The organism is Enterobacter sp. IF2SW-B1, assembly GCF_001743375.1.
Classification (GTDB): domain Bacteria; phylum Pseudomonadota; class Gammaproteobacteria; order Enterobacterales; family Enterobacteriaceae; genus Enterobacter; species Enterobacter bugandensis.
The window spans coordinates 23148-44166 of the sequence record NZ_MJAA01000003.1; the positions used below are offsets into that span (position 1 = coordinate 23148).

At 60.2% G+C, this 21019-nt stretch carries 16 protein-coding genes; 10 read left to right on the forward strand and 6 right to left on the reverse strand.

Features of this window, described 5'->3' with window-relative positions; all coding sequences use genetic code 11:
- Positions 1 to 7 precede the first annotated feature (7 nt).
- On the forward strand, positions 8 to 862 hold the full coding sequence (gene kdsA, locus A6013_RS07785; RefSeq protein WP_028013459.1) for a 3-deoxy-8-phosphooctulonate synthase: 855 nt from the start codon (positions 8 to 10) through the stop codon (positions 860 to 862).
- A gap of 74 nt (positions 863 to 936) precedes the next feature.
- On the opposite strand, the gene chaA is transcribed toward kdsA, so the two are convergent.
- Complete coding sequence (gene chaA / locus A6013_RS07790; protein ID WP_041909576.1) at positions 937 to 2037, reverse strand: sodium-potassium/proton antiporter ChaA; 1101 nt, start codon at positions 2035 to 2037, stop codon at positions 937 to 939.
- Positions 2038 to 2306: 269 nt separating this feature from the next.
- Between chaA and chaB the strand changes: the two genes are divergently transcribed.
- The gene (gene chaB / locus A6013_RS07795; protein ID WP_069732822.1) at positions 2307 to 2537 is read left to right on the forward strand and encodes a putative cation transport regulator ChaB; all 231 of its coding nucleotides are present in this window, start codon (positions 2307 to 2309) and stop codon (positions 2535 to 2537) included.
- 177 nt (positions 2538 to 2714) lie between these two features.
- Positions 2715 to 3410 (forward strand): gamma-glutamylcyclotransferase, encoded by a 696-nt coding sequence (locus tag A6013_RS07800; RefSeq protein ID WP_028013457.1) that lies wholly within the window; start codon positions 2715 to 2717, stop codon positions 3408 to 3410.
- A gap of 29 nt (positions 3411 to 3439) precedes the next feature.
- Here A6013_RS07800 and A6013_RS07805 read toward each other — a convergent pair whose 3' ends face one another.
- The 3 genes from A6013_RS07805 to A6013_RS07815 form a co-directional block, all read right to left on the reverse strand.
- On the reverse strand, positions 3440 to 3679 hold the full coding sequence (locus tag A6013_RS07805) for a DUF1883 domain-containing protein (protein ID WP_013096243.1): 240 nt from the start codon (positions 3677 to 3679) through the stop codon (positions 3440 to 3442).
- Positions 3680 to 3873: 194 nt separating this feature from the next.
- Positions 3874 to 5658 (reverse strand): methyl-accepting chemotaxis protein, encoded by a 1785-nt coding sequence (locus A6013_RS07810; RefSeq protein ID WP_069732823.1) that lies wholly within the window; start codon positions 5656 to 5658, stop codon positions 3874 to 3876.
- Between the two features lie 106 nt (positions 5659 to 5764).
- Positions 5765 to 6118 (reverse strand): DsrE/DsrF/TusD sulfur relay family protein, encoded by a 354-nt coding sequence (locus A6013_RS07815; RefSeq protein WP_028013455.1) that lies wholly within the window; start codon positions 6116 to 6118, stop codon positions 5765 to 5767.
- A gap of 72 nt (positions 6119 to 6190) precedes the next feature.
- Here A6013_RS07815 and nasR point away from each other — a divergent pair, with 72 nt between their 5' ends.
- The 7 genes from nasR to A6013_RS07850 all read left to right on the forward strand — a co-directional run bounded on the left by nasR (position 6191) and on the right by A6013_RS07850 (position 18506).
- The gene (gene nasR, locus A6013_RS07820) at positions 6191 to 7375 is read left to right on the forward strand and encodes a nitrate regulatory protein NasR (RefSeq protein ID WP_069732824.1); all 1185 of its coding nucleotides are present in this window, start codon (positions 6191 to 6193) and stop codon (positions 7373 to 7375) included.
- A gap of 227 nt (positions 7376 to 7602) precedes the next feature.
- Positions 7603 to 8850 (forward strand): CmpA/NrtA family ABC transporter substrate-binding protein, encoded by a 1248-nt coding sequence (locus tag A6013_RS07825; RefSeq protein ID WP_069732825.1) that lies wholly within the window; start codon positions 7603 to 7605, stop codon positions 8848 to 8850.
- A 2-nt stretch (positions 8851 to 8852) separates the two neighbouring features.
- The gene (ntrB, locus tag A6013_RS07830) at positions 8853 to 9731 is read left to right on the forward strand and encodes a nitrate ABC transporter permease (RefSeq protein WP_069732826.1); all 879 of its coding nucleotides are present in this window, start codon (positions 8853 to 8855) and stop codon (positions 9729 to 9731) included.
- Positions 9732 to 9740: 9 nt separating this feature from the next.
- Complete coding sequence (locus A6013_RS07835; protein WP_045630583.1) at positions 9741 to 10529, forward strand: ABC transporter ATP-binding protein; 789 nt, start codon at positions 9741 to 9743, stop codon at positions 10527 to 10529.
- A 13-nt stretch (positions 10530 to 10542) separates the two neighbouring features.
- Positions 10543 to 14529: a nitrite reductase large subunit NirB gene (gene nirB, locus A6013_RS07840; RefSeq protein WP_083264077.1), complete on the forward strand. Its 3987-nt coding sequence runs from the start codon at positions 10543 to 10545 to the stop codon at positions 14527 to 14529.
- Positions 14526 to 17024, forward strand: coding sequence for a nitrate reductase (locus A6013_RS07845; protein WP_069732827.1), 2499 nt, complete (start codon positions 14526 to 14528; stop codon positions 17022 to 17024). Before nirB ends, A6013_RS07845 begins: the two co-directional genes overlap by 4 nt.
- A 75-nt stretch (positions 17025 to 17099) precedes the next feature.
- Entirely contained in the window at positions 17100 to 18506 is a 1407-nt protein-coding gene (locus A6013_RS07850) for a YchO/YchP family invasin (protein WP_059354254.1), read from the forward strand.
- Between the two features lie 3 nt (positions 18507 to 18509).
- Here the strand turns inward: A6013_RS07850 and narL are convergent, their stop codons facing one another.
- Both narL and narX read right to left on the reverse strand, forming a co-directional pair.
- Entirely contained in the window at positions 18510 to 19160 is a 651-nt protein-coding gene (gene narL, locus A6013_RS07855; protein WP_003856701.1) for a two-component system response regulator NarL, read from the reverse strand.
- Positions 19153 to 20949, reverse strand: coding sequence for a nitrate/nitrite two-component system sensor histidine kinase NarX (gene narX, locus A6013_RS07860; protein ID WP_069732828.1), 1797 nt, complete (start codon positions 20947 to 20949; stop codon positions 19153 to 19155). The genes narL and narX overlap by 8 nt, the downstream gene beginning before the upstream one ends.
- Positions 20950 to 21019: the final 70 nt, after the last annotated feature.

A 21019-nucleotide genomic window follows, 5' to 3' on the forward strand; every position in this document is an offset into this window, starting at 1 on the left:
CGATCCTATGAAACAAAAAGTGGTTAGCATTGGTGATATCAAGGTAGCAAACGACCTGCCGTTCGTGCTGTTTGGCGGTATGAACGTGCTGGAATCCCGCGATCTCGCCATGCGTATCTGCGAGCACTACGTGACCGTGACCCAGAAGCTGGGCATTCCGTACGTGTTTAAAGCCTCTTTTGACAAAGCCAACCGCTCCTCCATCAACTCTTACCGTGGCCCGGGCCTGGAAGAGGGGATGAAAATTTTCCAGGAGCTTAAGCAGACGTTTGGCGTGAAAGTGATCACCGACGTGCATGAGTCCTGGCAGGCGCAGCCTGTGGCAGACGTGGTAGACGTAATCCAGCTTCCGGCGTTCCTGGCGCGTCAGACCGACCTGGTTGCCGCGATGGCGAAAACCGGTGCCGTGATCAACGTGAAAAAACCACAGTTCGTGAGCCCTGGCCAGATGGGTAACATCGTTGATAAGTTTATCGAAGGCGGTAACGACAAGATTATTCTGTGCGACCGTGGCGCTAACTTCGGTTACGACAACCTGGTTGTAGACATGCTGGGCTTCAGCGTCATGAAGAACGTCTCTAACCAGTCGCCGGTGATCTTCGACGTGACCCACGCGCTGCAGTGCCGCGACCCGTTTGGTGCAGCCTCTGGCGGCCGTCGTGCTCAGGTGACCGAGCTGGCGCGCGCCGGTATGGCGACCGGCCTGGCAGGTCTGTTCATTGAAGCGCACCCGGATCCGGCTAACGCGAAATGCGATGGTCCATCCGCGCTGCCGCTGGATAAGCTGGAGCCGTTCCTGAAGCAGATCAAAGCGATTGACGATCTGGTGAAAAGCTTCGACGAGCTGGATACCAGCAACTAATAAAAAAACCCGCTTCGGCGGGTTTTTTTATGGGACATATTGCCGGGTAAGCGAAGCGCCGCTGGGCAAAAAGACTACGCAAAAATTGTCATCAAATACGCTACAAACAGCGCCATATGCGCCGCGCCGTTCAGGACATTGGTGCGGCCAGTGGAGAATGAAATCTGGCACAGCAGCAGCGAGGCCACCATCACAATCATCTCCGGCGCGCCCAGCGCAAACTGCAGCTCGTTACCGGTCATAAAGGCGATCAGCGTCACCACCGGTACGGTGAGTGAAATGGTCGCCAGCACGGAGCCGAAGAACAGATTCATCGCACGCTGCACCTGATTGTTCAGCACCGCCTTCAGCGCACCTAAACCCTCAGGGGACAGGATCAGCAGCGCCACCAGGAAACCGGTAAAGGCCACCGGCGCGTTCAGTTCGGTTAACAGCGTCTCCAGCGGGTTGGCGTTCATCTTGGTGACGGCAATCACCGCAATCAGATGCACGATCAGCCAAACCGTGTGCCACGCGCTGCTGTGGGCCGACGGCTTGCCGTGGTGCGGGTCATCGTCGTCGCTGTCATCTTCATGTTCGTAAACAAACAGGCTCTGGTGCGTTTTGGTCTGAATGAGCAGGAACACGCCGTACATGGCGGCGGAAATCAGCGCGACCAGCAGCGACTGGCCGGTGGAGAAGTTTGCGCCCGGCAGCGCCATCGGGAAGACCAGCACGATGATGGCCAACGGGAAGAGGGCAATCAGATACTGTTTAATGCCGAAAAGATTCATGTACTGGGTCGCAAATTTGCGTCCGCCCAGTAACAGAGAGAAGCCTACCAGGCCGCCCGTCACAATCATAATGATGGAGTAAAGCGTATCGCGCATCAGGGTCGGGGCGGCATCGCCGGTTGCCATCAACGCGGAAATCAGGCTGACTTCGAGAATAACGACGGAAAGGCTGAGAATTAAAGAGCCATAAGGCTCGCCCAGGCGGTGGGCTAATACGTCCGCATGGCGAACGACGCTAAATGCGCTGGTTAAAATGCCCACCAGGGCAAGAATATTGATACCAACCACCACTGGCAGTGACTGACTGCTTCCCCAGAAGAGCAGCACAGCCAGTGCCAGAACCGGGAAAATGAGAGACGTCTCCTTGTGGCGGGTCTTTACCGCCTCGTGTGTTGCTGTCATGTGCTTCTCCATCAATGCAGGTGCTTGTAATTATAGATAGATTTTAAGGGCAATAAATTAACAGAAATCTGTTAAATAACCTTTATTTTTTACTTAATTTTACCCTTTGTTATGGTTTTCTTGTTTAATGCCTATAATAAGATATCTCTTTTAAATATAGTTTAAATAACAATGAATTATGAAATTCATCCGTTCATTGTTTATGACCAGCTGGCACACCGGCGTATCGTCGTCCACACTTAACTCTTTAGGCAAAAGAGAGGTTAGTGATGCCATATAAAACGAAACGCGAATTACCCGATAACATGAAAAACGTCCTGCCCGAACACGCGCAGGATATCTACAAAGAAGCGTTTAACAGCGCCTGGGATCAGTACAAAGATAAAGACGATCGGCGGGATAATGCCAGCCGGGAAGAGACGGCGCACAAGGTCGCCTGGGCCGCAGTAAAACATGACTATGAGAAAGGAGACGATGATAAATGGCATAAAAAGAAATAGCCGTGAAATTATTCGCTGCCTTCATTTTGACTTTTCAGGCGGTTGAACTTCCGTTGTATTGCAACTGGTCCGCTAATTGCTTATCGTAATTTGACTGCTGGCAAAATGACCAGCACAGAATGCCGGGAAGGCGAATTACAGATGTCGCAAGGAAGCATGCAGTGGCGGAGGTGTAAAGTGTTAACGCGTGATTTCTTAATGAAGGCAGATTGTAAGACGGCATTTGGTGCTATTGAGGAATCGCTTCTCTGGTCAGCTGAACAACGTGCGGCGTCGCTCGCTGCTACGCTTGCCTGCCGCCCGGATGATGGCCCGGTATGGATTTTTGGCTACGGTTCACTGATGTGGAACCCGGCTCTCGAATTTGTTGAATCGGCAACCGGCACGCTGCCCGGCTGGCATCGCGCATTTTGCCTGCGCCTGACGGCCGGACGCGGCAGCGCCTGTCAGCCAGGGCGCATGCTTGCACTAAAAGAGGGCGGACGCACCACGGGCGTCGCGTATCGCCTTCCGGATGCCACGCTCGAAGAGGAGCTGACGCTGCTCTGGAAGCGCGAGATGATCACCGGCTGCTATATGCCGAGCTGGTGCAAGCTGGAGCTCGACGACGGGCGCACCGTTAACGCGCTGGTGTTTATTATGGATCCGCGCCACCCGCTGTATGAAGCGGACACCCGCACGCAGGTGATTGCCCCGTTAATCGCCGCCGCCAGCGGGCCGCTGGGCACCAACGCGCAATATCTCTTCTCCCTCGATCAGGAGCTGACCCGCCTCGGCATGCAGGACGATTGTCTGAATGAGCTGGTGGTGAAAGTGAAGGCGCTGCTGGAAGGGAACCCGCTCAACAGCACGCTGCGACCGGGTTTTGCCTGAGAATACGCCCGGCGAGCCGGGCGTTTAAATTACGCTGCCACGTAGCTGACCGAATGCTCCAGCGACTGGCTGTGGCTGTCGATCAGCACATCCCACGTGCCGGTATACGGCACGGTAAGCCAGGCCTTGTCATCCTGCACGGTCAGAATATCCGCCTGGGATTGCTTCTGTGCTTTCGCACTCATCAGATGAATACGACAGCGCTCTGAGCAACGCACCACCACCGTATCCCCGCCAAACAGTTTCAAACTTGTTTTCACCAGTGCCATTTTCTACCCCGTCGATTTTGCCCATCCCGAGCGTGATGTTGTTCACAAAATACTCATTGCATAACACCAAAGCGGGGAGCGAGGGATGCTGATTTTGATCAAAAAATGGCATAACGATTAAACAAAAATGACAAAATTCCTGAAACCTTTCAGCGGACGCGCGTTTACCCTGTTTAACGCGCGCCTGAAGAAAATTAAATGCGGAAATGGCCGGCGGTTTCAGCAAGGTCGCCCGCCTGGCTTTGCAATGCGCTGGCGGCCGCGGCGGACTGCACCACCAGCTCGGCATTCTGCTGTACCATTCTGTCGAGGTGGGTCACCGCATGGTTAATCTCGTGAATGCCTTTCATCTGCTCGCTGGTGGCAATCGAGATCTCGCGCATGATGCCGGAGACGCTGCCGATGCTGGAGCGGATCTCATCCATGCTTTCCCCGGCCAGATGCACGTAGCGCGAGCCGGTGGCCACGCTGTCGGTGGTGGAGTCGATAAGCGATTTGATCTCTTTCGCCGCCTGGGCGCTGCGGCTGGCGAGGTTCCGCACTTCACCGGCAACCACGGCGAACCCGCGGCCCTGCTCACCGGCACGCGCCGCCTCGACGGAGGCGTTCAGCGCCAGAATGTTGGTCTGGAAGGCGATGCCGTCGATCACGCTGGTGATATCGCCAATCTTAGCGGACGCCACTTCGATGGACTGCATGGTGCTGATGGCCTGCGAAACCACTTCACCGCCGCGCGCTGCGGCGGCAGAGGCCTTGCTGGCCTGGTCGTTGGCTTCTGCTGCTGATTCATTCGACTGGGTGACGGAGGCGGTGATCTCTTCCACGGCGCTGGCGGTTTCGCGAAGGCTGGATGCCGCCTGCTCGGTACGGCCTGAAAGATCCTGGTTACCTGCCGCAATCTCCTGCGCGGCGTTTTTCACCGAGGCGCTGGCGTCACGGAGCTGAACCATCACCACCGAGAGCTTATCGCTGAAGGCGTTAAACGCCTGCGCAATTTGCGCCACTTCGTCATCGCCGCTGTCCGGCAGGCGCTGGGACAGATCGTTAGTGCCGTTGGCAATGTTGTGCATCGCGTCGCGAATGTCGGACAGGCGTTTCAGCAGGCGGGCAATCAGGACGTGAACAATGGCACCGCTCAGGAGTGCGAGGATCACCAGCGAAATCGCCGACGCTTTCAGCAGGGAACGCATGCCGGAGGTGGCATCGCTGCTGTCGAGGGCGACGACCAGGAGCCAGTTCGTGCCCGGCACGGCTGAGGCGATAAAGGTTTTTTCCTCGTCATTCAGCGTTCCGTCGACCGGATTACCGCTCTTCAGCGCCGCAAGGTCGATGCCTTTGATCGTCTCGGCAAACGGCTTCAGCGTCAGGGCCGGCTCGTTGGCGGCAATCACCGTGCCGTCGCTATTCAGAAGCAACCCGCTGCTGGCCGGCGTGGGGTGGATCCCGCGCACGTTCGCCACCACGCTATCCATGGCGACATCGCCCGCCACCACCGCTTTCAGAGCGCCATTCTCCTTCACCGGCACGGCAAACGTGACCACCAGCTTCCCGGTCCCGGCATCAACGTAGGGTGCCGTTACCACCGGGCCGTCCGTGCTCACCACCTGTTGATACCAGGGACGAACGGTGGGGTCATAATCCGCCGGGACGCCTGTCGGGTCGGAGAATTTCGCCGTCTTGCTGGCGTAGCCCACGTAAACGTTGGTGAAACCGCCCGCCTGGGCAAGCTGCTTAAACGCCGGAACCGGATCGTCAGCCAGCGCGATGCTCTGCGCGGAGGTAATCACCGTCATTTTGCTTTTGACCCAGTCGGCAATCGCCATGTTGTGGCTGGCGCGGGTGCTGGTCAGAATATTGCGCTGGGACTGCTGGTTATCCTGGCGCGTGACCTGGAAGTTAATTACGGTATTGAGAAGAAGGGCGACGACGAGGCAGCCTGTCGTCGCGGCGATAATGCGTGCGCGAATGGATCTGAACATAAGTGAAATACCTGCTGTGTTGTTTCCATGCCTATCGGCAACCCCGCAGGTAAACTTGATGCTGAAACCGCGTCCATAAGAAAATAATATTTTTACGGGTTTATTATTAAAAAGTTAATACTTTATCCGCGGTCAGCGTCCATTCGGCCAGTTCAACCAGCGTACCGATTTCTACGCCCTCGATCAGCGGCAGCCCGGTAATGCCGCGCCCGTCGGTGCAGGTCTTACAGAGTTTTACCGGCACGTCCTGCGCGGTCAGGATCTCCAGCATCTGCTGAATGTTGTAGCCTTCCGCCGGTTTTTGACCCTTCAGCCCGGCGGTCACGGCATCGGACATTAAAAATATCCGCAGTACCAGGTCGCTCTCTTTTTCGCGTAGCGCGATCGCCAGGCGCAGGCTGTTGAAAAGGGATTCGCTGCCGTAGGCAGCCCCGTTGGCGACGATCACAATCTTCTGCATGTTGACTCCTGTTCTTATAAAGGCACGAATATTGCTTAATTTCCCGGAGTTTCGCTGTCCGGGAGAGTAAGCATGACATTAATGGCCGGCATTTCGCCAGGTGCAACCGAATGGCTCCAGCGCGCAAGGCGGATGCGCCGGGAGCAGCTCAGCAGGCTGGCGCAGCTGAACGTGCTGGTGCGCGGTATTAGCCAGCTGGTGCATATGCTCCAGTGCGAGCGCGGCGCATCTAACGTCTGGCTCTGCTCACAGGGTAAGCTCTATGCACCTGAATGCAAAGCCAGCCGGGCGCTGGTGGACGAAAACCTTGCCGCACTGAATGGCATTCTTGGAAAACAGTCCGCCTTTCCGGGAAGCGCCGTTTGCGAACGTATCGGCAATGCGCTGCTCACGCTGGAGACGCTTCCCGCACTGCGCGACGGTGTAAATCGGCAAACGCTGACGGCTCCGCAGGCAATGGAGCACTACTCCCGCATGCTGCGCCACCTGCTCAGTATCGTACCGCAGCTTAATGACAGCATTGACGACCCGCAAATCGCGGGCCGTTTCGTCGCGCTATATAGCCTGATGCAGGGGAAAGAACTGGCGGGACAAGAGCGGGCCCTGGGGGCGATTGGCTTCACGCAGGGCTTTTTCGATGATGTGACCCGCCAGCGGCTGGTTGACCGCATTGACGGGCAGCAGGCCTGCTTTGAGATCTTTCTCTCCCACAGCCAGGCCGACGTGCAGACTTCGTTCTCCCTTAATTGTCAGCCCGATCGTGAGACGGAGCAGCTCCGGCGCGTGGCCTGTACCCGCCAGCCTGCTGCAGACAATGGACATACCGCACTCGCCTGGTTTGCGCTGCAAACGGCGCGGCTGGAGCATCTGCGCGCGCTGGAGGAGACGATCATCGCCGATCTGATGGTCGCGGTGGATGAGCGTATTCAGCGCGACGAGGCGTACCCGCTTCCCGGGGATGAACAGGACGATCCGCTGGCGCACTACCCGGATAAACCGCTGCTGACCCTGGTTCGCCAGCAGGCACGAGAGATAGAGCAGCTTTCCCGCCAGCTCGCGTCGCTGCGCGATACGCTTGAGGAGCGCAAAACCATTGATAAAGCCAAAAGCGTGCTGATGACCCACCAGAACATGAGTGAAGAACAGGCCTGGACAACGCTGCGCAAAATGGCGATGGACAAGAACCAGCGCATGGTCGATATCGCCCGCGCGCTGCTTACGGTGAAGAGCGTCTGGCAGGTAACACCAAAGGAGTAGCTGCACAATCAGCGGGCATTTTATGCCTGATTGAGGTGCGTGAACGCGGGCAAAACCCGGTTTTCGGCCCTGAAAGAGGGTCTTTAAACCTGGCACTGGCTTTGCATTATTTAATTAACCATTTTTGACGGTGCGCCAACGGCGGTGCATCCGTCTTCGGGATAAAGGCGTCCAGCGGTGCTTCGGCACGGCGGGCGCTTTTTTTTGGCTTTTTTTCGGGAGCGGTTATGGCGGATTTGTCGAGACGGCGATTTTTGCAGGCCAGCATGCTGGCGAGTGGTGCAGCGCTGTTACCGGGTGTTATGCAGGCTGCCTGGGCGGCTGGCTCTGATAAACCGGAACAGGAGACGGTGCGCGTCGGGTTTATCCCGCTGACCGACTGCGCGCCGGTGGTTATCGCAGCGTTAAAAGGCTTTGATAAAAAATACGGTATCACCATCGTTCCCACCAAAGAGGCGAGCTGGGCGGCGGTGCGCGACAAGCTGGTGGCGGGAGAACTGGACGCCGCACACATTCTTTACGGTCTGCTGTACGGGCTGGAGCTGGGCATCGCCGGCAAGCCGCAGCAGATGGCGAACCTGATGACGCTCAATCAGAACGGCCAGGCCATCACGCTTTCAAGCGATCTGGCGGAGAAGGGCGTTCGCGATCTCGACGGGCTGAAAACGCTGATCGGGCAGCAGGCGCCGGGAACCTACACCTTCGCACACACCTTCCCGACCGGAACGCATGCCATGTGGCTTTACTACTGGCTGGCCAGCGCGGGCATTAACCCCTTTGACGACGTGCGCACGGTGGTGGTGCCGCCGCCGCAGATGGTGATGAACATGCGCATCGGCAACATGGTGGGCTTCTGCGTCGGCGAGCCGTGGAACGCGCGGGCGATTAACGACCGGATCGGCTTTACCGCCGCCACGTCGCAGTCCATCTGGGCCGATCATCCGGAAAAGATCCTCGGCACGCGCCGTGACTGGGTGGAGAAAAACCCGCACGCCGCCCGGGCGCTGGTGAGCGCGGTGCTGGAGGCCGCGCGCTGGATCGAGGCGTCCCCGGAAAACAAACGCGAAACCGCGCAGATCCTCTCCCGCCGGGCGTGGCTCAACTGCAAAGAACAGTATCTCACCGGGCGCATGCTCGGCGAGTACGACAACGGTCTGGGCCAGCGCTGGCAGGACGCGCACCCGATCCGCTTCTTCAACGAGGGGGCTGTGAGCTACCCGTATCTCTCCGACGGCATGTGGTTCTTAACCCAGTTCCGCCGCTGGGGCTTGCTCAAAGCCGCGCCGGACTATGCGGACATCGCGCAGCGCATCAACCAGACCGCGGTCTGGCAGGATGCCGCCACTGCCGTCGGCGGCATGTCCACGCCGTCATCACCGTACCGCAGCAGCACGCTGATGGACGGCACCGTCTGGAACGGCACCGATCCGGAAGGGTACGCCAGCCGTTTCGCCATTCACCGTAAAGGGGCCTGATTATGCCGCATCTGCAAAACACGAAACCACAAGAGACGCCAGAGAGCGGGGAAGTGATTGTCCTGCCTCCGGTACAGGTTCGCCGCCGTCCGCCCGCGTTAGCGCGCCGGATGAACGACTTTTTCCAACGCGTTATTCCGGCGCTGCTCGGCCTCGGGCTGCTGGTGGTGCTCTGGCAACTGGCGGCGATAAACAGCAAAGGCTTCCCGACGCCGCTCAGCACGCTTGATTCTGCCGTTACCCTGTTTGCCGACCCGTTTTATCGCGACGGGCCTAACGATATGGGAATTGGCTGGAACGTGCTTGCTTCACTGCAGCGCGTCGCCATCGGCTTTGGCCTGGCAGCGCTGGCGGGTATTCCGCTGGGCTTTTTGATTGGCCGCTTCACCTTTTTCTCGCGCATGTTCAACCCGCTGATTGCGCTTCTGCGCCCGGTCAGCCCGCTCGCCTGGCTGCCCATCGGCCTGCTGCTGTTCCAGAAAGCGGAGCCCGCGTCGAGCTGGACCATTTTCATCTGCTCTATCTGGCCGATGGTGATCAACACCGCCGAAGGAGTGCGCCGCATTCCGCAGGACTACCTCAACGTCGCCCGCGTATTGCAGCTTTCCGAGTGGACGATCATGCGCCGCATACTCTTCCCGGCTGTGCTACCCGCCGTGCTGACCGGGGTGCGCCTCTCCATCGGCATCGCCTGGCTGGTGATTGTCGCCGCCGAGATGCTGACCGGGGGGCTGGGTATCGGCTTCTGGATCTGGAACGAGTGGAACAACCTCAACGTCGAAAACATTCTGATCGCCATCGTCATCATCGGCGTGGTCGGGTTGCTGCTGGAGCAGGGGCTGATGCTGATCGCCCGTCGCTTTAGCTGGCAGGAAAAATAAGGAGCGAACATGAAACCATTAATTCAGGTCCAGGCCGTGAGCCAGCGTTTTTCCACCGCCAGCGGCGAGTTTCTGGCGCTGCAGAACGTCTCTTTTGATATCCACGAGGGCGAAACCGTGAGTCTTATCGGCCACTCCGGCTGCGGCAAGTCGACGCTGCTTAACCTTATCGCCGGGATCGCGCTGCCGACGGAAGGCGGGCTGATTTGCGACAACCGCGAAATCGCCGGGCCGGGACCCGAGCGCGCGGTGGTGTTCCAGAACCATTCGCTGCTGCCGTGGCTGACCTGCTTCGACAACGTGGCGCTGGCGGTGGATCAGGTGTTCCGTCACACCATGAGCAAGGCCGAGCGCAAAGAGTGGATCGAGCACAACCTCGACCGCGTGCAGATGGGCCACGCGCTGCACAAGCGTCCGGGGGAGATCTCCGGCGGCATGAAGCAGCGCGTCGGGATTGCCCGCGCGCTGGCGATGAAGCCGAAAGTATTGCTGATGGATGAGCCGTTCGGCGCGCTGGATGCGCTGACGCGCGCCCATCTGCAGGACTCGGTGATGCAGATCCAGCAGGCGCTGAACACCACCATCGTGCTCATTACCCACGACGTGGACGAGGCGGTGCTGCTCTCCGATCGCGTGCTGATGATGACCAACGGCCCGGCGGCCACCGTCGGGGAGATCCTGCGCGTTGACCTGCCGCGCCCGCGCAACCGGGTGCAGCTGGCGGACGACAGCCGCTATCACCACATGCGCCAGCAGATCCTCCATTTCCTCTACGAAAAACAGCCGAAAGCGGCGTAACGAGGGGGCGCTGATGCGACTGGTCATTATCGGGAATGGCATGGCGGCAACCCGGCTGATTGCTTCGCTCACCGGGCGAGCTTCCGGTCGGTTCGCTATCACCGTCATCGGTGACGAGCCGGAGCATGCCTATAACCGCATCCAGCTTTCGCCGGTGCTGGGGGGTGAAAAAACGGCTGCGGGCATCTGCCTTCAGGATGACCACTGGTACCAGGAGCGCGGCGTGACGGTGCTGCGGGGCGAAAAGGCACTCGCCGTGAACGTGGACGCGCGGGAAGTGCAAACCACCGTCCGCACGCTGGGCTGGGATGCGCTGGTCTTTGCCACCGGGTCAACGCCGTTTGTGCCGCCGATTCCTGGGGGCGATGCGCCGCACGTCTTCACGTTCCGTACCCTGGAGGATACCCGCGCCATTCAGGCGATAGCCGGTCCGGCGGTGGTGCTGGGGGGCGGCGTGCTCGGCGTAGAGACGGCGGCAGCGCTGGCTCGTTCAGGTGACAACGTCACGCTCGTTCATCGCGGCCCGTGGCTGATGGAGCAGCAGCTGGACCAGCAGGCGGGCGTACTGCTTGATGAGGCGCTGGCGGCGCGGGGCGTGCGCTCTGAACTCGCCTCCGGCATCGCGGCGATTAACGGGAATAGCGTGACGCTGCTCAACGGACGCCGCGTCGCCGCCGCTCGCGTGGTGCTGGCGACCGGCGTGCAGCCCAACGTCGCGCTGGCGCAGGCCAGCGGTGTTCGCTGCGCGCGCGGCATCGTGGTGGATAGCCAGATGCGGACCTCCGCACCGGACGTCTACGCCATTGGCGAGTGCTGCGAAATTGACGGCCAGACCTTTGGCCTGGTCGCCCCCTGTATGACGCAGGCGGATATTCTCGCCGCGCGGCTGGCGGGTGACACAGCCGCGCCGTTTGCCCTCACCGACAACGGCGTGCGCCTCAAGGTGACCGGCGTGGAGCTGTTCAGCCTCGGGCGCGCGACGGTGCAGGAGGACGATGTGGTCTGGAGTTCCTGGGATCCGCTAACCCGTCACTATCGTCGGTTACTGATCCATCAGGGTGCGCTGGCTGGCGTACTGCTGATGGGCGACTGCCGCAGCGCGGCAACATTTACCGATTTACTGGCAACGGCTGCGCCCGCACGCGCGGACTGGCTGTTCGATCGTTTCACTACGCAACCGCAGGTTGCAGGACAGAACGCTATGACAAAACCTACTCTGGTGGTGGTTGGGCACGGTATGGTCGGCCATCATTTTCTCGAAGACTGCGTTAACCGCAATCTGCATCAGCAGTATCAGATCGTTGTCTTTGGTGAGGAGCGCTATGCCGCCTATGACCGCGTGCATCTGTCGGAATACTTTGGCGGCCGAAGCGCGGCGTCGCTCTCGCTGGTGGAGGGGGAGTTCTTTGCCGATAACGGCATTGAGCTGCGCCTCTCGCAGCAGATCGTCGCTATCGATCGCGACGCGCGCGTGGTGCGTACCGCCAGCGGGCATGAGACCCACTGGGACAAGCTGGTGCTGGCGACCGGCTCATACCCGTTCGTACCGCCGGTGCCGGGCAACGATCTGCCGGGCTGCTTTGTCTACCGCACCCTTGACGACCTGGACAACATAGCGGCCCACGCGGCGGGCTCGCGTCGTGGCGTGGTGATTGGCGGCGGCCTGCTCGGGCTGGAGGCGGCGAATGCCCTCAAGCAACTCGGGCTGGAAACGCACGTGGTGGAGTTTGCGCCCAATCTGATGGCGGTGCAGCTTGATAATGACGGTGCGGCGATGCTGCGCAGGAAAATCGAGGCGCTGGGCGTTGGCGTTCACACCAGTAAAGCCACCACGGAAATTGCTGCGACGGACGACGGGCTGGTGCTGCGCTTCGCCGACGGTGAACAGCTGGAAACGGACATGGTGGTCTTCTCTGCCGGTATTCGTCCTCAGGACGCGCTGGCGCGCAGCAGCGGGCTGGCTGTCGGCGAGCGCGGCGGGATCTGCATTGATGACGCCTGCCGGACCTCCGATTCGAACGTGCTTGCCATCGGTGAATGCGCCCTGTGGGAGGGGAAAATCTTTGGCCTGGTGGCGCCGGGCTACCAGATGGCGCGCGTGGCCGCCGCCGCGCTCGCGGGCGAAGATAAAACCTTCACCGGGGCAGATATGAGCACTAAGCTCAAGCTGCTCGGCGTGGACGTGGCGTCGTTTGGCGATGCTCAAGGGCGCACGCCGGGGGCGCTAAGCTACCAGTGGACGCACGGCCCGCAGCAAATCTACAAGAAAATCGTGGTCAGCCACGACGGAAAAACGCTGCTCGGCGGCGTGCTGGTGGGCGATGCCAGCGAATACGCCACGCTGGTGCAGATGATGCTTAACGGCATCAGCCTGCCGAAAGAGCCGGAAACGCTGATACTACCCACGTTGTCAGGCAGCGCGCCAAAAGCGCTGGGCGTGGCGGCGCTGCCGGAAAGCGCGCAGATCTGTTCGTGTCATAACGTCAGCAAAGGCGATATCTGCCGGGCGGTGAGCGCGGGCGCAGCGGATATCGGCGCCGTTAAGCAGTGCACCAAAGCGGCGACCGGCTGCGGGGGCTGCAGCGCGCTGGTGAAGCAGGTGATGGAGTTCCAGCTTGCCGAGCAGGGCGTGGAGGTGAAAAAGGACATCTGCGAACACTTCCCGTACTCGCGCCAGGAGATTTACCATCTGGTGCGCGTCAACCATATCCGCACCTTTGAGCAGCTCATCAGCCGCTACGGTCAGGGGCACGGGTGCGAAATATGTAAGCCGCTGGTGGGGTCAGTGCTGGCCTCCTGCTGGAACGAATACCTGCTGAAGCCGGCGCATTTGCCATTGCAGGACACCAACGACCGCTACTTCGCCAATATTCAGAAGGACGGGACGTATTCCATCGTGCCGCGCATGCCCGCAGGAGAAGTGACCGCCGACGGGCTGATCGCCATCGGCCAGATTGCGAAACGCTACGGCCTGTACAGCAAAATCACCGGCGGGCAGCGTATCGACCTGTTTGGCGCCACCCTGGAACAGCTGCCGGAAATCTGGCAGGCGCTGGTGGAGGCCGGGTTTGAAACCGGGCACGCTTACGGGAAATCCCTGCGCACGGTGAAATCCTGCGTCGGGTCGACCTGGTGCCGCTACGGCGTGCAGGATTCCACTGGTCTCGCGGTCAGACTGGAGCACCGCTACAAGGGCCTGCGCGCCCCGCACAAAATCAAAATGGCCGTTTCCGGCTGCACCCGCGAGTGCGCGGAGGCGCAGAGCAAGGACGTGGGGGTGATTGCCACGGACAAAGGCTGGAACCTCTATCTGTGCGGCAACGGCGGGATGAAGCCTCGCCATGCGGATCTCTTCGCCAGCGATCTGGATGACGAAACGCTGATCCGCACCGTCGACCGTTTCCTGATGTTCTACATCCGCACGGCGGATCGCCTGCAGCGCACCAGTACCTGGATGGACAACCTGGAGGGCGGCCTCGACTATCTGCGTGAGGTGATCCTCAACGACAGTCTCGGCATCGCCCACGAGCTGGAGCAGGAGATGGCCCGGGTAGTCGAGACGTACCAGTGCGAATGGCAAACCACGCTCAACGATCCTGACCGCCTGGCGCTGTTCCGCACCGCGGTGAACGTCGCGCCGTCGGACGAAAGCAAGCGCTGGCAGGAAATCTGCGGCATTGACGATATCCCGGAGCAGGCGGGCATTGGCGCGCGTCTTGGCCGTAAACCGATCGCGCTGTTCCGCTTTGGCACGTCCGTTTATGCCCTGGACGACCAGGAGCCGGGCAGCAGTGCGAACGTGCTGTCACGCGGCATCCTCGGCGATGCGGCGGGCGAACCGGTGGTTATTTCTCCGCTCTACAAGCAGCGCATTCGCCTGCGCGACGGCTGTCAGGTGGAGAGTGGCGAACCCGCTGTGCGCGCCTGGCCGGTCAAAATTGAAAATGGCAAGGTGTGGGTCGGCAACGAAGAGCTGGTGATGCGCGCGGAGGCCTCATGACGGAAACCAGGACAACGTGCCCCTACTGCGGGGTCGGCTGCGGCGTGATCGCCAGCGTGGAGGATGGAGCGGTCAGCGTTCGGGGGGACGACACCCACCCTGCAAACTTTGGCCGCCTGTGCGTGAAAGGATCGGCCCTGGGGGAGACAACGGGCTTGCAGGGGCGATTGCTGTACCCCGTTGTCGATGGACTTGAGGTGGACTGGTCCCAGGCGCTGAACGCGGCGGGCGAGCGACTGCGGGAGATCATCGACACATGGGGGCCACGGGCGGTGGCGTTTTACGCCTCCGGCCAGCTATTAACCGAGGACTACTATGCCGCCAACAAGCTGATGAAAGGGTTTATCGGCGCGGCGAACATCGATACCAACTCCCGGCTCTGCATGTCCTCGGCGGTGGTGGGCTACAGGCGCGCCTTTGGCGAAGACGTGGTGCCGTGCAGCTACGAGGATGTGGAAAACAGCGATCTGGTGGTGCTGGCCGGCTCGAACGCGGCCTGGACGCATCCGGTGCTCTATCAGCGCCTGGTGCAGGCAAAGCACAACAACCCGCAGATGAAGGTGGTGGTGATTGACCCGCGTAAAACCGCTACCTGCGATATTGCCGACCTGCATCTGGCGCTTAAACCCGGCAGCGATGCCGGGCTGTTTGTGGGGTTGCTCAATCTGATCCAGGGCACTGATGAGTGGCCGATTGCCCGCGTGGCGGCGTTTTGCGACCTTCCGGCAGAGGATATTGGTACCTTTTACGACTGGTTTGTTACCGTGCCTCGCGCCATTACGCTCTACACCATGGGGATCAACCAGTCCTCCAGCGGCAGCGACAAGTGCAGCGCCATCATTAACGTTCACCTTGCCAGCGGGAAGTTCAACCGTCCGGGCTGCGGCCCGTTTTCGCTGACCGGACAGCCAAACGCCATGGGCGGCCGGGAAGTGGGCGGGCTGGCGAACCAGCTGGCGGCGCATATGAGCTTCGAGCCGGACGACCTTTCGCGGGTGGCGCGTTTCTGGGGAACGGAACGGCTGGCGCAGACGCCGGGGCTGATGGCGGTGGAACTGTTTGACGCCATCGCCCGCGGCGAGGTGAAGGCGGTGTGGATCATGGGCACCAATCCTGCCGTATCGCTGCCGGACAGCCACGCGGTGTGTCAGGCGCTGGCGGCCTGTCCGCTGGTGATTGTCTCTGAGGTGATGAAAGATACCGACACCAGCCGGTTCGCCCATATCCGTTTTCCGGCGCTGGGCTGGGGGGAGAAGGACGGCACGGTGACCAATTCCGAGCGGCGCATTTCTCGCCAGCGCGCGTTTCTGCCCGCGCCGGGTGAGGCGAAGCCGGACTGGTGGATCGTGGCTCAGATTGCAAAACGGCTGGGCTACGGCGAGGCCTTTGCCTGGCAACATCCGCAGGAGATTTTTTGCGAACATGCGGCGCTGACGGCGTTTGAAAATGACGGCGCGCGGGCGTTGAACCTTCAGGAACTGACGGGGTTAACCCGTGAAGCGTGGGAGACGCTTGAGCCGTACCAGTGGCCGACGGGAAGTTTACCGCGCCGAAACGTAGTCCCTGTCGATCCGCTGCCGCACGGCGCGACGGCTACCGCGCTATACCCGGCGATCCTCAACACTGGCCGTATCCGCGACCAGTGGCACACCATGACCCGTACGGGATACGTGCCCCGGCTGATGCAGCATATCGCGGAGCCGTTTGTTGAGGTCTGCGCCGCAGACGCCATTCGGTTTTCACTGTGCGACGGCCAGCTGGCGCGGATCGGCTCGCCGCGAGGCGTGATGGTGGCCAGAGTACGAATCAACGAGGGAATACGGGAAGGCGAAGCGTTTGCTCCTATGCACTGGAACGCTGAGTTTGCCCGCCAGGGAAAGGTTAACGCGCTGGTGGAAGGGCGCATCGATCCGGCTTCCGGGCAGCCGGAGAGTAAGCAAACCGCCGTCAGAATCATGCCCTGGCAGCCCGCCTGGCAGGGGGAGCTCTATGCCCGGGAATGGCCGGAAATCCCCTCTTGGGTTCACTGGTGGCGTAAAGCCTCGCGAATGACGATAGCGGGTGAAAAGCCGCTGCTGTCGTGGGTCATGGACTATGCCAGCGGCCGGGGCTGGCAGCTGCAGGTTGCGCAAACCGGGGAACGCAGCAGCGTACTGGCCTGGCATAACGGCCATCTGATGCTGGGTTTCTGGGAAGGGACCGCCTTGCCCGATCTGGCGCACCCGGTGATAGAAGCCGCTTTTCAGTCACCACCCTCGACACCCGCTGAGCGCCATGCGCTGCTGAACGGGCAGGGCGTGGGGAAGGTTACAGATCCGGGGCGCATCATCTGCAGCTGTTTCAGCGTTGGAGAAAACGCGATACGGGAGGCGATTGCCGGAGGCTGCGGTTCCGTTACCGCGCTGGGGGCGACGCTACGGTGCGGCACGAACTGCGGTTCGTGCGTGCCTGAGCTCAAAACAATGTTTCAGGAAATTCCGGAAAATTCCCCGTAAAGCTGCAAAGAGGGAGAAATCACGTTAAGGTACCTGGTGTTCTTACGTAAGCACCGGGTAATTCTTACGACATTGATGACTGTTTCTCCCCCTTTCCGAACGCTGGTTTTACTCTCCCTTGTTACTGCCGGAGCCGTTCACGGTGCGCCGAATTCCTTTATCCAGCAGGCACAAAATCCCTTTGATAATAACGGGGATAATCTCCCCGATCTCGGTATGGCAGCCCCCACCGGGGAAGGGGAAAAGCATCTCGCCGAAATGGCGAAAGCCTTTGGTGAAGCCAGTATGACCGACAACGGCCTGACTACGGGCGAGCAGGCGCGGCAGTTTGCCTTTGGTCAGGTGCGCGACGCGGTGAGCGGCGAGGTGAACCAGCAGATTGAATCCTGGCTGTCACCCTGGGGGAATGCCAGCGTCAATTTGCTGGTGGATAACGACGGGAAATTCAACGGCAGCAGTGGGAGCTGGTTTATCCCCTGGAACGATAACAACCGTTACCTGAGCTGGAGCCAGCTCGGCCTGACGCAGCAGACGGATGGCCTGGTCAGTAACGCCGGAATCGGCCAGCGCTGGGTGGCCGGAAAATGGCTGCTGGGCTACAACACCTTTTACGACAATCTGCTGGATGAGAACCTGCAGCGTGCCGGGCTGGGTGCGGAGGTGTGGGGAGAAAATCTGCGCCTGTCGGCTAACTATTATCAGCCTTTTGCCGGCTGGCGCGACAGCTCTGACGTCCAGGAGCAGCGCATGGCGCGGGGATATGACGTGACCGCCAAAGCCTGGCTGCCGTGGTTTCATCACCTGAACACCAGCGTCAGCTTTGAGCAATATTTTGGCGACAACGTTGACCTCTTCAACAGCGGAACCGGGTATCACAACCCGGTGGCGGTCAATCTCGGGCTTAACTATACCCCCGTGCCGCTGGTGACGTTGACCGCCGGGCATAAGCAGGGCGAAAGCGGAGAGAGCCAGAATAACCTCGGGCTGAAGCTCAACTATCGCTTCGGCGTGCCGCTGGTTAAGCAGCTCTCCGCCGGAGAGGTCGCGGCCACGCGATCCCTGCGCGGAAGCCGCTATGACTCGCCGGAGCGTAACAGCCTGCCGGTGATGGAGTTCCGCCAGCGTAAAACGCTCTCCGTCTGGCTGGCAACCCCGCCGTGGGATCTCAAAGGGGGCGAAACCGTCATGCTGAAGCTGCAGGTTCGCAGCACTCACGGAATTCGTCAGATCCACTGGCAGGGTGATACCCAGGCATTGAGCCTGACGTCCCCGGGTAAAAGTGACAGCACCGACGGCTGGAGCGTGATCATGCCTGCCTGGAATGACGCTGAAGGGGCGACAAACCGCTGGCATCTCTCGGCGGTGGTGGAAGATGCGAAGGGCCAGCGCGTCTCATCCAATGAGATCACGCTCGCTGTGGTGCAGCCGCTGGTCGCATTACCTGACGACGACCCGCGCTGGAAGCTGCTGCCGGATGAGTAATGCTTAAAAAATACGTTCCTGATGGACCCACACCGCGGCTTCAACGCGGGATTTTAGCTTCATTTTCTTGAGCATATGCTTCACGTGCACTTTAACCGTGCTTTCGGTGATATCCAGGCGGCGGGCGATCATTTTGTTCGGCAGGCCCTGGGCAATCAGCTTCAGAATATCGCGTTCGCGCGGGGTTAACTGGCTGACGTCGCGGTCAGAGGTGGCGCGGTTCGCCCGCAGGCTGGCGGCCAGCACCGGCGTCAGGGCCTCGCTCAGCACCATCTCGCCTGCGGCGGCCTGCTGCAGCGCCTTCAGCAGGTCTTCTGGCTCCATATCCTTCAGCAGATAGCCATCCGCGCCGCGCTTCAGCGCCGTGACCACATCCTCTTCGTGGTTGGAGACGCTAAAGACCACCACGCGACCGGAAAGGGATTTCTCGCGCAACTTGTCGAGGGTTTCCAGACCGTTCATGCCGGGCATGTTGAGATCGAGCAGGATCAGATCCGGATCGAGGGATTCGGCCAGCTCAATACCCTGTTCACCGTTGCTGGCTTCGCCCACCACGGTAATGTCGGGTGCCATGCTGACCAGCTGTTTTACGCCAGTACGCAGCATCGGATGGTCGTCGATCAACAGGATGGATGCCGGTTCCTGATTAGTCATGGGTTTCTCCTTGAGCAGTTGTAAGCGGTTTTTCGGGAATAAAGGTGACCACAACTTCCGTGCCACCCGTCTCTCTCCGTCGAACCTGGCAATCACCGCGCAGGCTTTGGGCGCGGTCTCGCATAATGATTAAACCATAGTGGTTAGTGCGTTCGGCATTTTCCGGCACGCCGCGACCGTTGTCGTGAACCGTCAGCCTGACCTGATTAGCGTGCTGGCTGACGGTAACCGTAACCGCCGTCGCTTCAGCGTGTTTGAGCACGTTGCTCAGCGCTTCGCGGGCGATCTGCAGCAGATGAATCGCCTGATGGGAAGGGACAAACCGCGGCGGCAGCTGGTAATCCAGCTTCACCGGGAAGCCAAGCCGGGCACTAAATTCCTGGCAGCTGGATTCCAGCGCCGGGCGCAGCCCCGGCTCGGTCAGCTGCAGGCGGAAGGTGGTCAGCAGCTCGCGCAGCTGTATCCAGGAGGTGTTCAGCTCGTTGCGGATCTGGCTCAGCAGCTGTTTGTTGCTTTCCGGCATTTCCGCGTCCTGCATCTGCAGGCAGCTCACCTGCATTTTCATACAGGAGAGCGACTGGGCGATAGAGTCGTGGAGCTCGCGGGCGATGGTCGCGCGCTCTTCCATGACGATCAGCTGCTGCTGTTTTTCCTGGTGCCTGTCGAGCGCCAGTGTGGCCGTTAGCTGTTCAACCAGGGTGTCCACCAGCTGCTGCTGGTCGTGGCTCAGATGACGTCCGGCTGGCAGGGTGGCCAGCAGAATACCGTACTGGGTGTGGCTGTCCGTCAGCCGCCACTTCAGGGTAGTGCCGCCAGAAGCCTGCAGCGGCAGGCCGCGCGGGCACAGGTGGCAGCCTTTATCATCGCAGGACATGTCGGACTGACAGGTAAACTCCTGATGATTATCTTCATCTTCCACATCGTAAACCCGCAGCTCCAGGTCATGCAGCAGGGTCAGATTTTGCAGGCCGTTCAGCACCGGCGAAAGGCGTTCACATAGCGGCACTTGCATGTGCAGCCGACGGTTGGCTTGCCACAGGAAGGAGAGGATCTCATTTTTCTGCTCCAGCCCGGCGGTTTTTTCCTGCACGCGCTGCTCCAGCACCGCGTAGCTTTCGGAGAGCTCCGCCGACATGGTGTTCAGCGCCTGGCCGAGCATGGCCATCTCGTTGCGGCCGCTGATGTGCGTGCGCTGGGTAAAATCTCTGTTCGTTACGGCGCGCGCCATCGCCAGCAGCTGTTTCCAGGGATTCAGCAGCCGCGCCCGGAGCCAGATAATGGTGAAGATCAGCAGCAGGCCCATAAACAGCGCCATGGCACGGTGTACCATTACCACCCGGTCGATGCGTAATTCGGTGGTTTGGTCGAAAGAGGAGACCAGCGCGTCAATGCGGGAGACGAAACCCGCTACGTCCTGCGCAACGGTTTCGGTGCTGCGCGCCTGTTTCAGACCGGGTTCCAGCTGGGTGTGCCAGTAGCCCTGCAGGGCTTTCAGCTGGGACTGCTGGCCGGCGCGAATGGCGGCGTTTTCCAGTTCGGGGCTGAAGGCCGTGCGCTCCATTTCATCAATTAAGGGCCGATCGTCCTGCGTCAGGGGGACCGACGCCAGCAGACGATAACTCTGCATGCGTAGAGAACCTGCCTCGTTGATGGCATGTGCATTACCCTGTACCCCTTGTACCAGCCAGCCGGAAATCGCCATGCCGGCCACGCCAAGGGCGGTAGACAGCAAAACAATCAGGGCTAGCTGATTGACGAGAGTCAGCGGTGATAAACATCTTTTTAACATAGAGTTGCCGGGCTCCTGACGTGGCCTGCTTGCAGGAATGGCGCTATTCTGGTGCATACCCTGGAGTATA

Coding starts and splice junctions, on each gene's coding strand:
- kdsA (WP_028013459.1), top strand. CDS start 8: ATGAAACAAAAAGTGGTTAGCATTGGTGATATCAAGGTAGCAAACGAC.
- chaA (WP_041909576.1), bottom strand. CDS start 2,037: ATGACAGCAACACACGAGGCGGTAAAGACCCGCCACAAGGAGACGTCT.
- chaB (WP_069732822.1), top strand. CDS start 2,307: ATGCCATATAAAACGAAACGCGAATTACCCGATAACATGAAAAACGTC.
- A6013_RS07805 (WP_013096243.1), bottom strand. CDS start 3,679: ATGGCACTGGTGAAAACAAGTTTGAAACTGTTTGGCGGGGATACGGTG.
- A6013_RS07810 (WP_069732823.1), bottom strand. CDS start 5,658: ATGTTCAGATCCATTCGCGCACGCATTATCGCCGCGACGACAGGCTGC.
- A6013_RS07815 (WP_028013455.1), bottom strand. CDS start 6,118: ATGCAGAAGATTGTGATCGTCGCCAACGGGGCTGCCTACGGCAGCGAA.
- nasR (WP_069732824.1), top strand. CDS start 6,191: ATGACATTAATGGCCGGCATTTCGCCAGGTGCAACCGAATGGCTCCAG.
- A6013_RS07825 (WP_069732825.1), top strand. CDS start 7,603: ATGGCGGATTTGTCGAGACGGCGATTTTTGCAGGCCAGCATGCTGGCG.
- ntrB (WP_069732826.1), top strand. CDS start 8,853: ATGCCGCATCTGCAAAACACGAAACCACAAGAGACGCCAGAGAGCGGG.
- A6013_RS07835 (WP_045630583.1), top strand. CDS start 9,741: ATGAAACCATTAATTCAGGTCCAGGCCGTGAGCCAGCGTTTTTCCACC.
- nirB (WP_083264077.1), top strand. CDS start 10,543: ATGCGACTGGTCATTATCGGGAATGGCATGGCGGCAACCCGGCTGATT.
- A6013_RS07845 (WP_069732827.1), top strand. CDS start 14,526: ATGACGGAAACCAGGACAACGTGCCCCTACTGCGGGGTCGGCTGCGGC.
- A6013_RS07850 (WP_059354254.1), top strand. CDS start 17,100: ATGACTGTTTCTCCCCCTTTCCGAACGCTGGTTTTACTCTCCCTTGTT.
- narL (WP_003856701.1), bottom strand. CDS start 19,160: ATGACTAATCAGGAACCGGCATCCATCCTGTTGATCGACGACCATCCG.
- narX (WP_069732828.1), bottom strand. CDS start 20,949: ATGTTAAAAAGATGTTTATCACCGCTGACTCTCGTCAATCAGCTAGCC.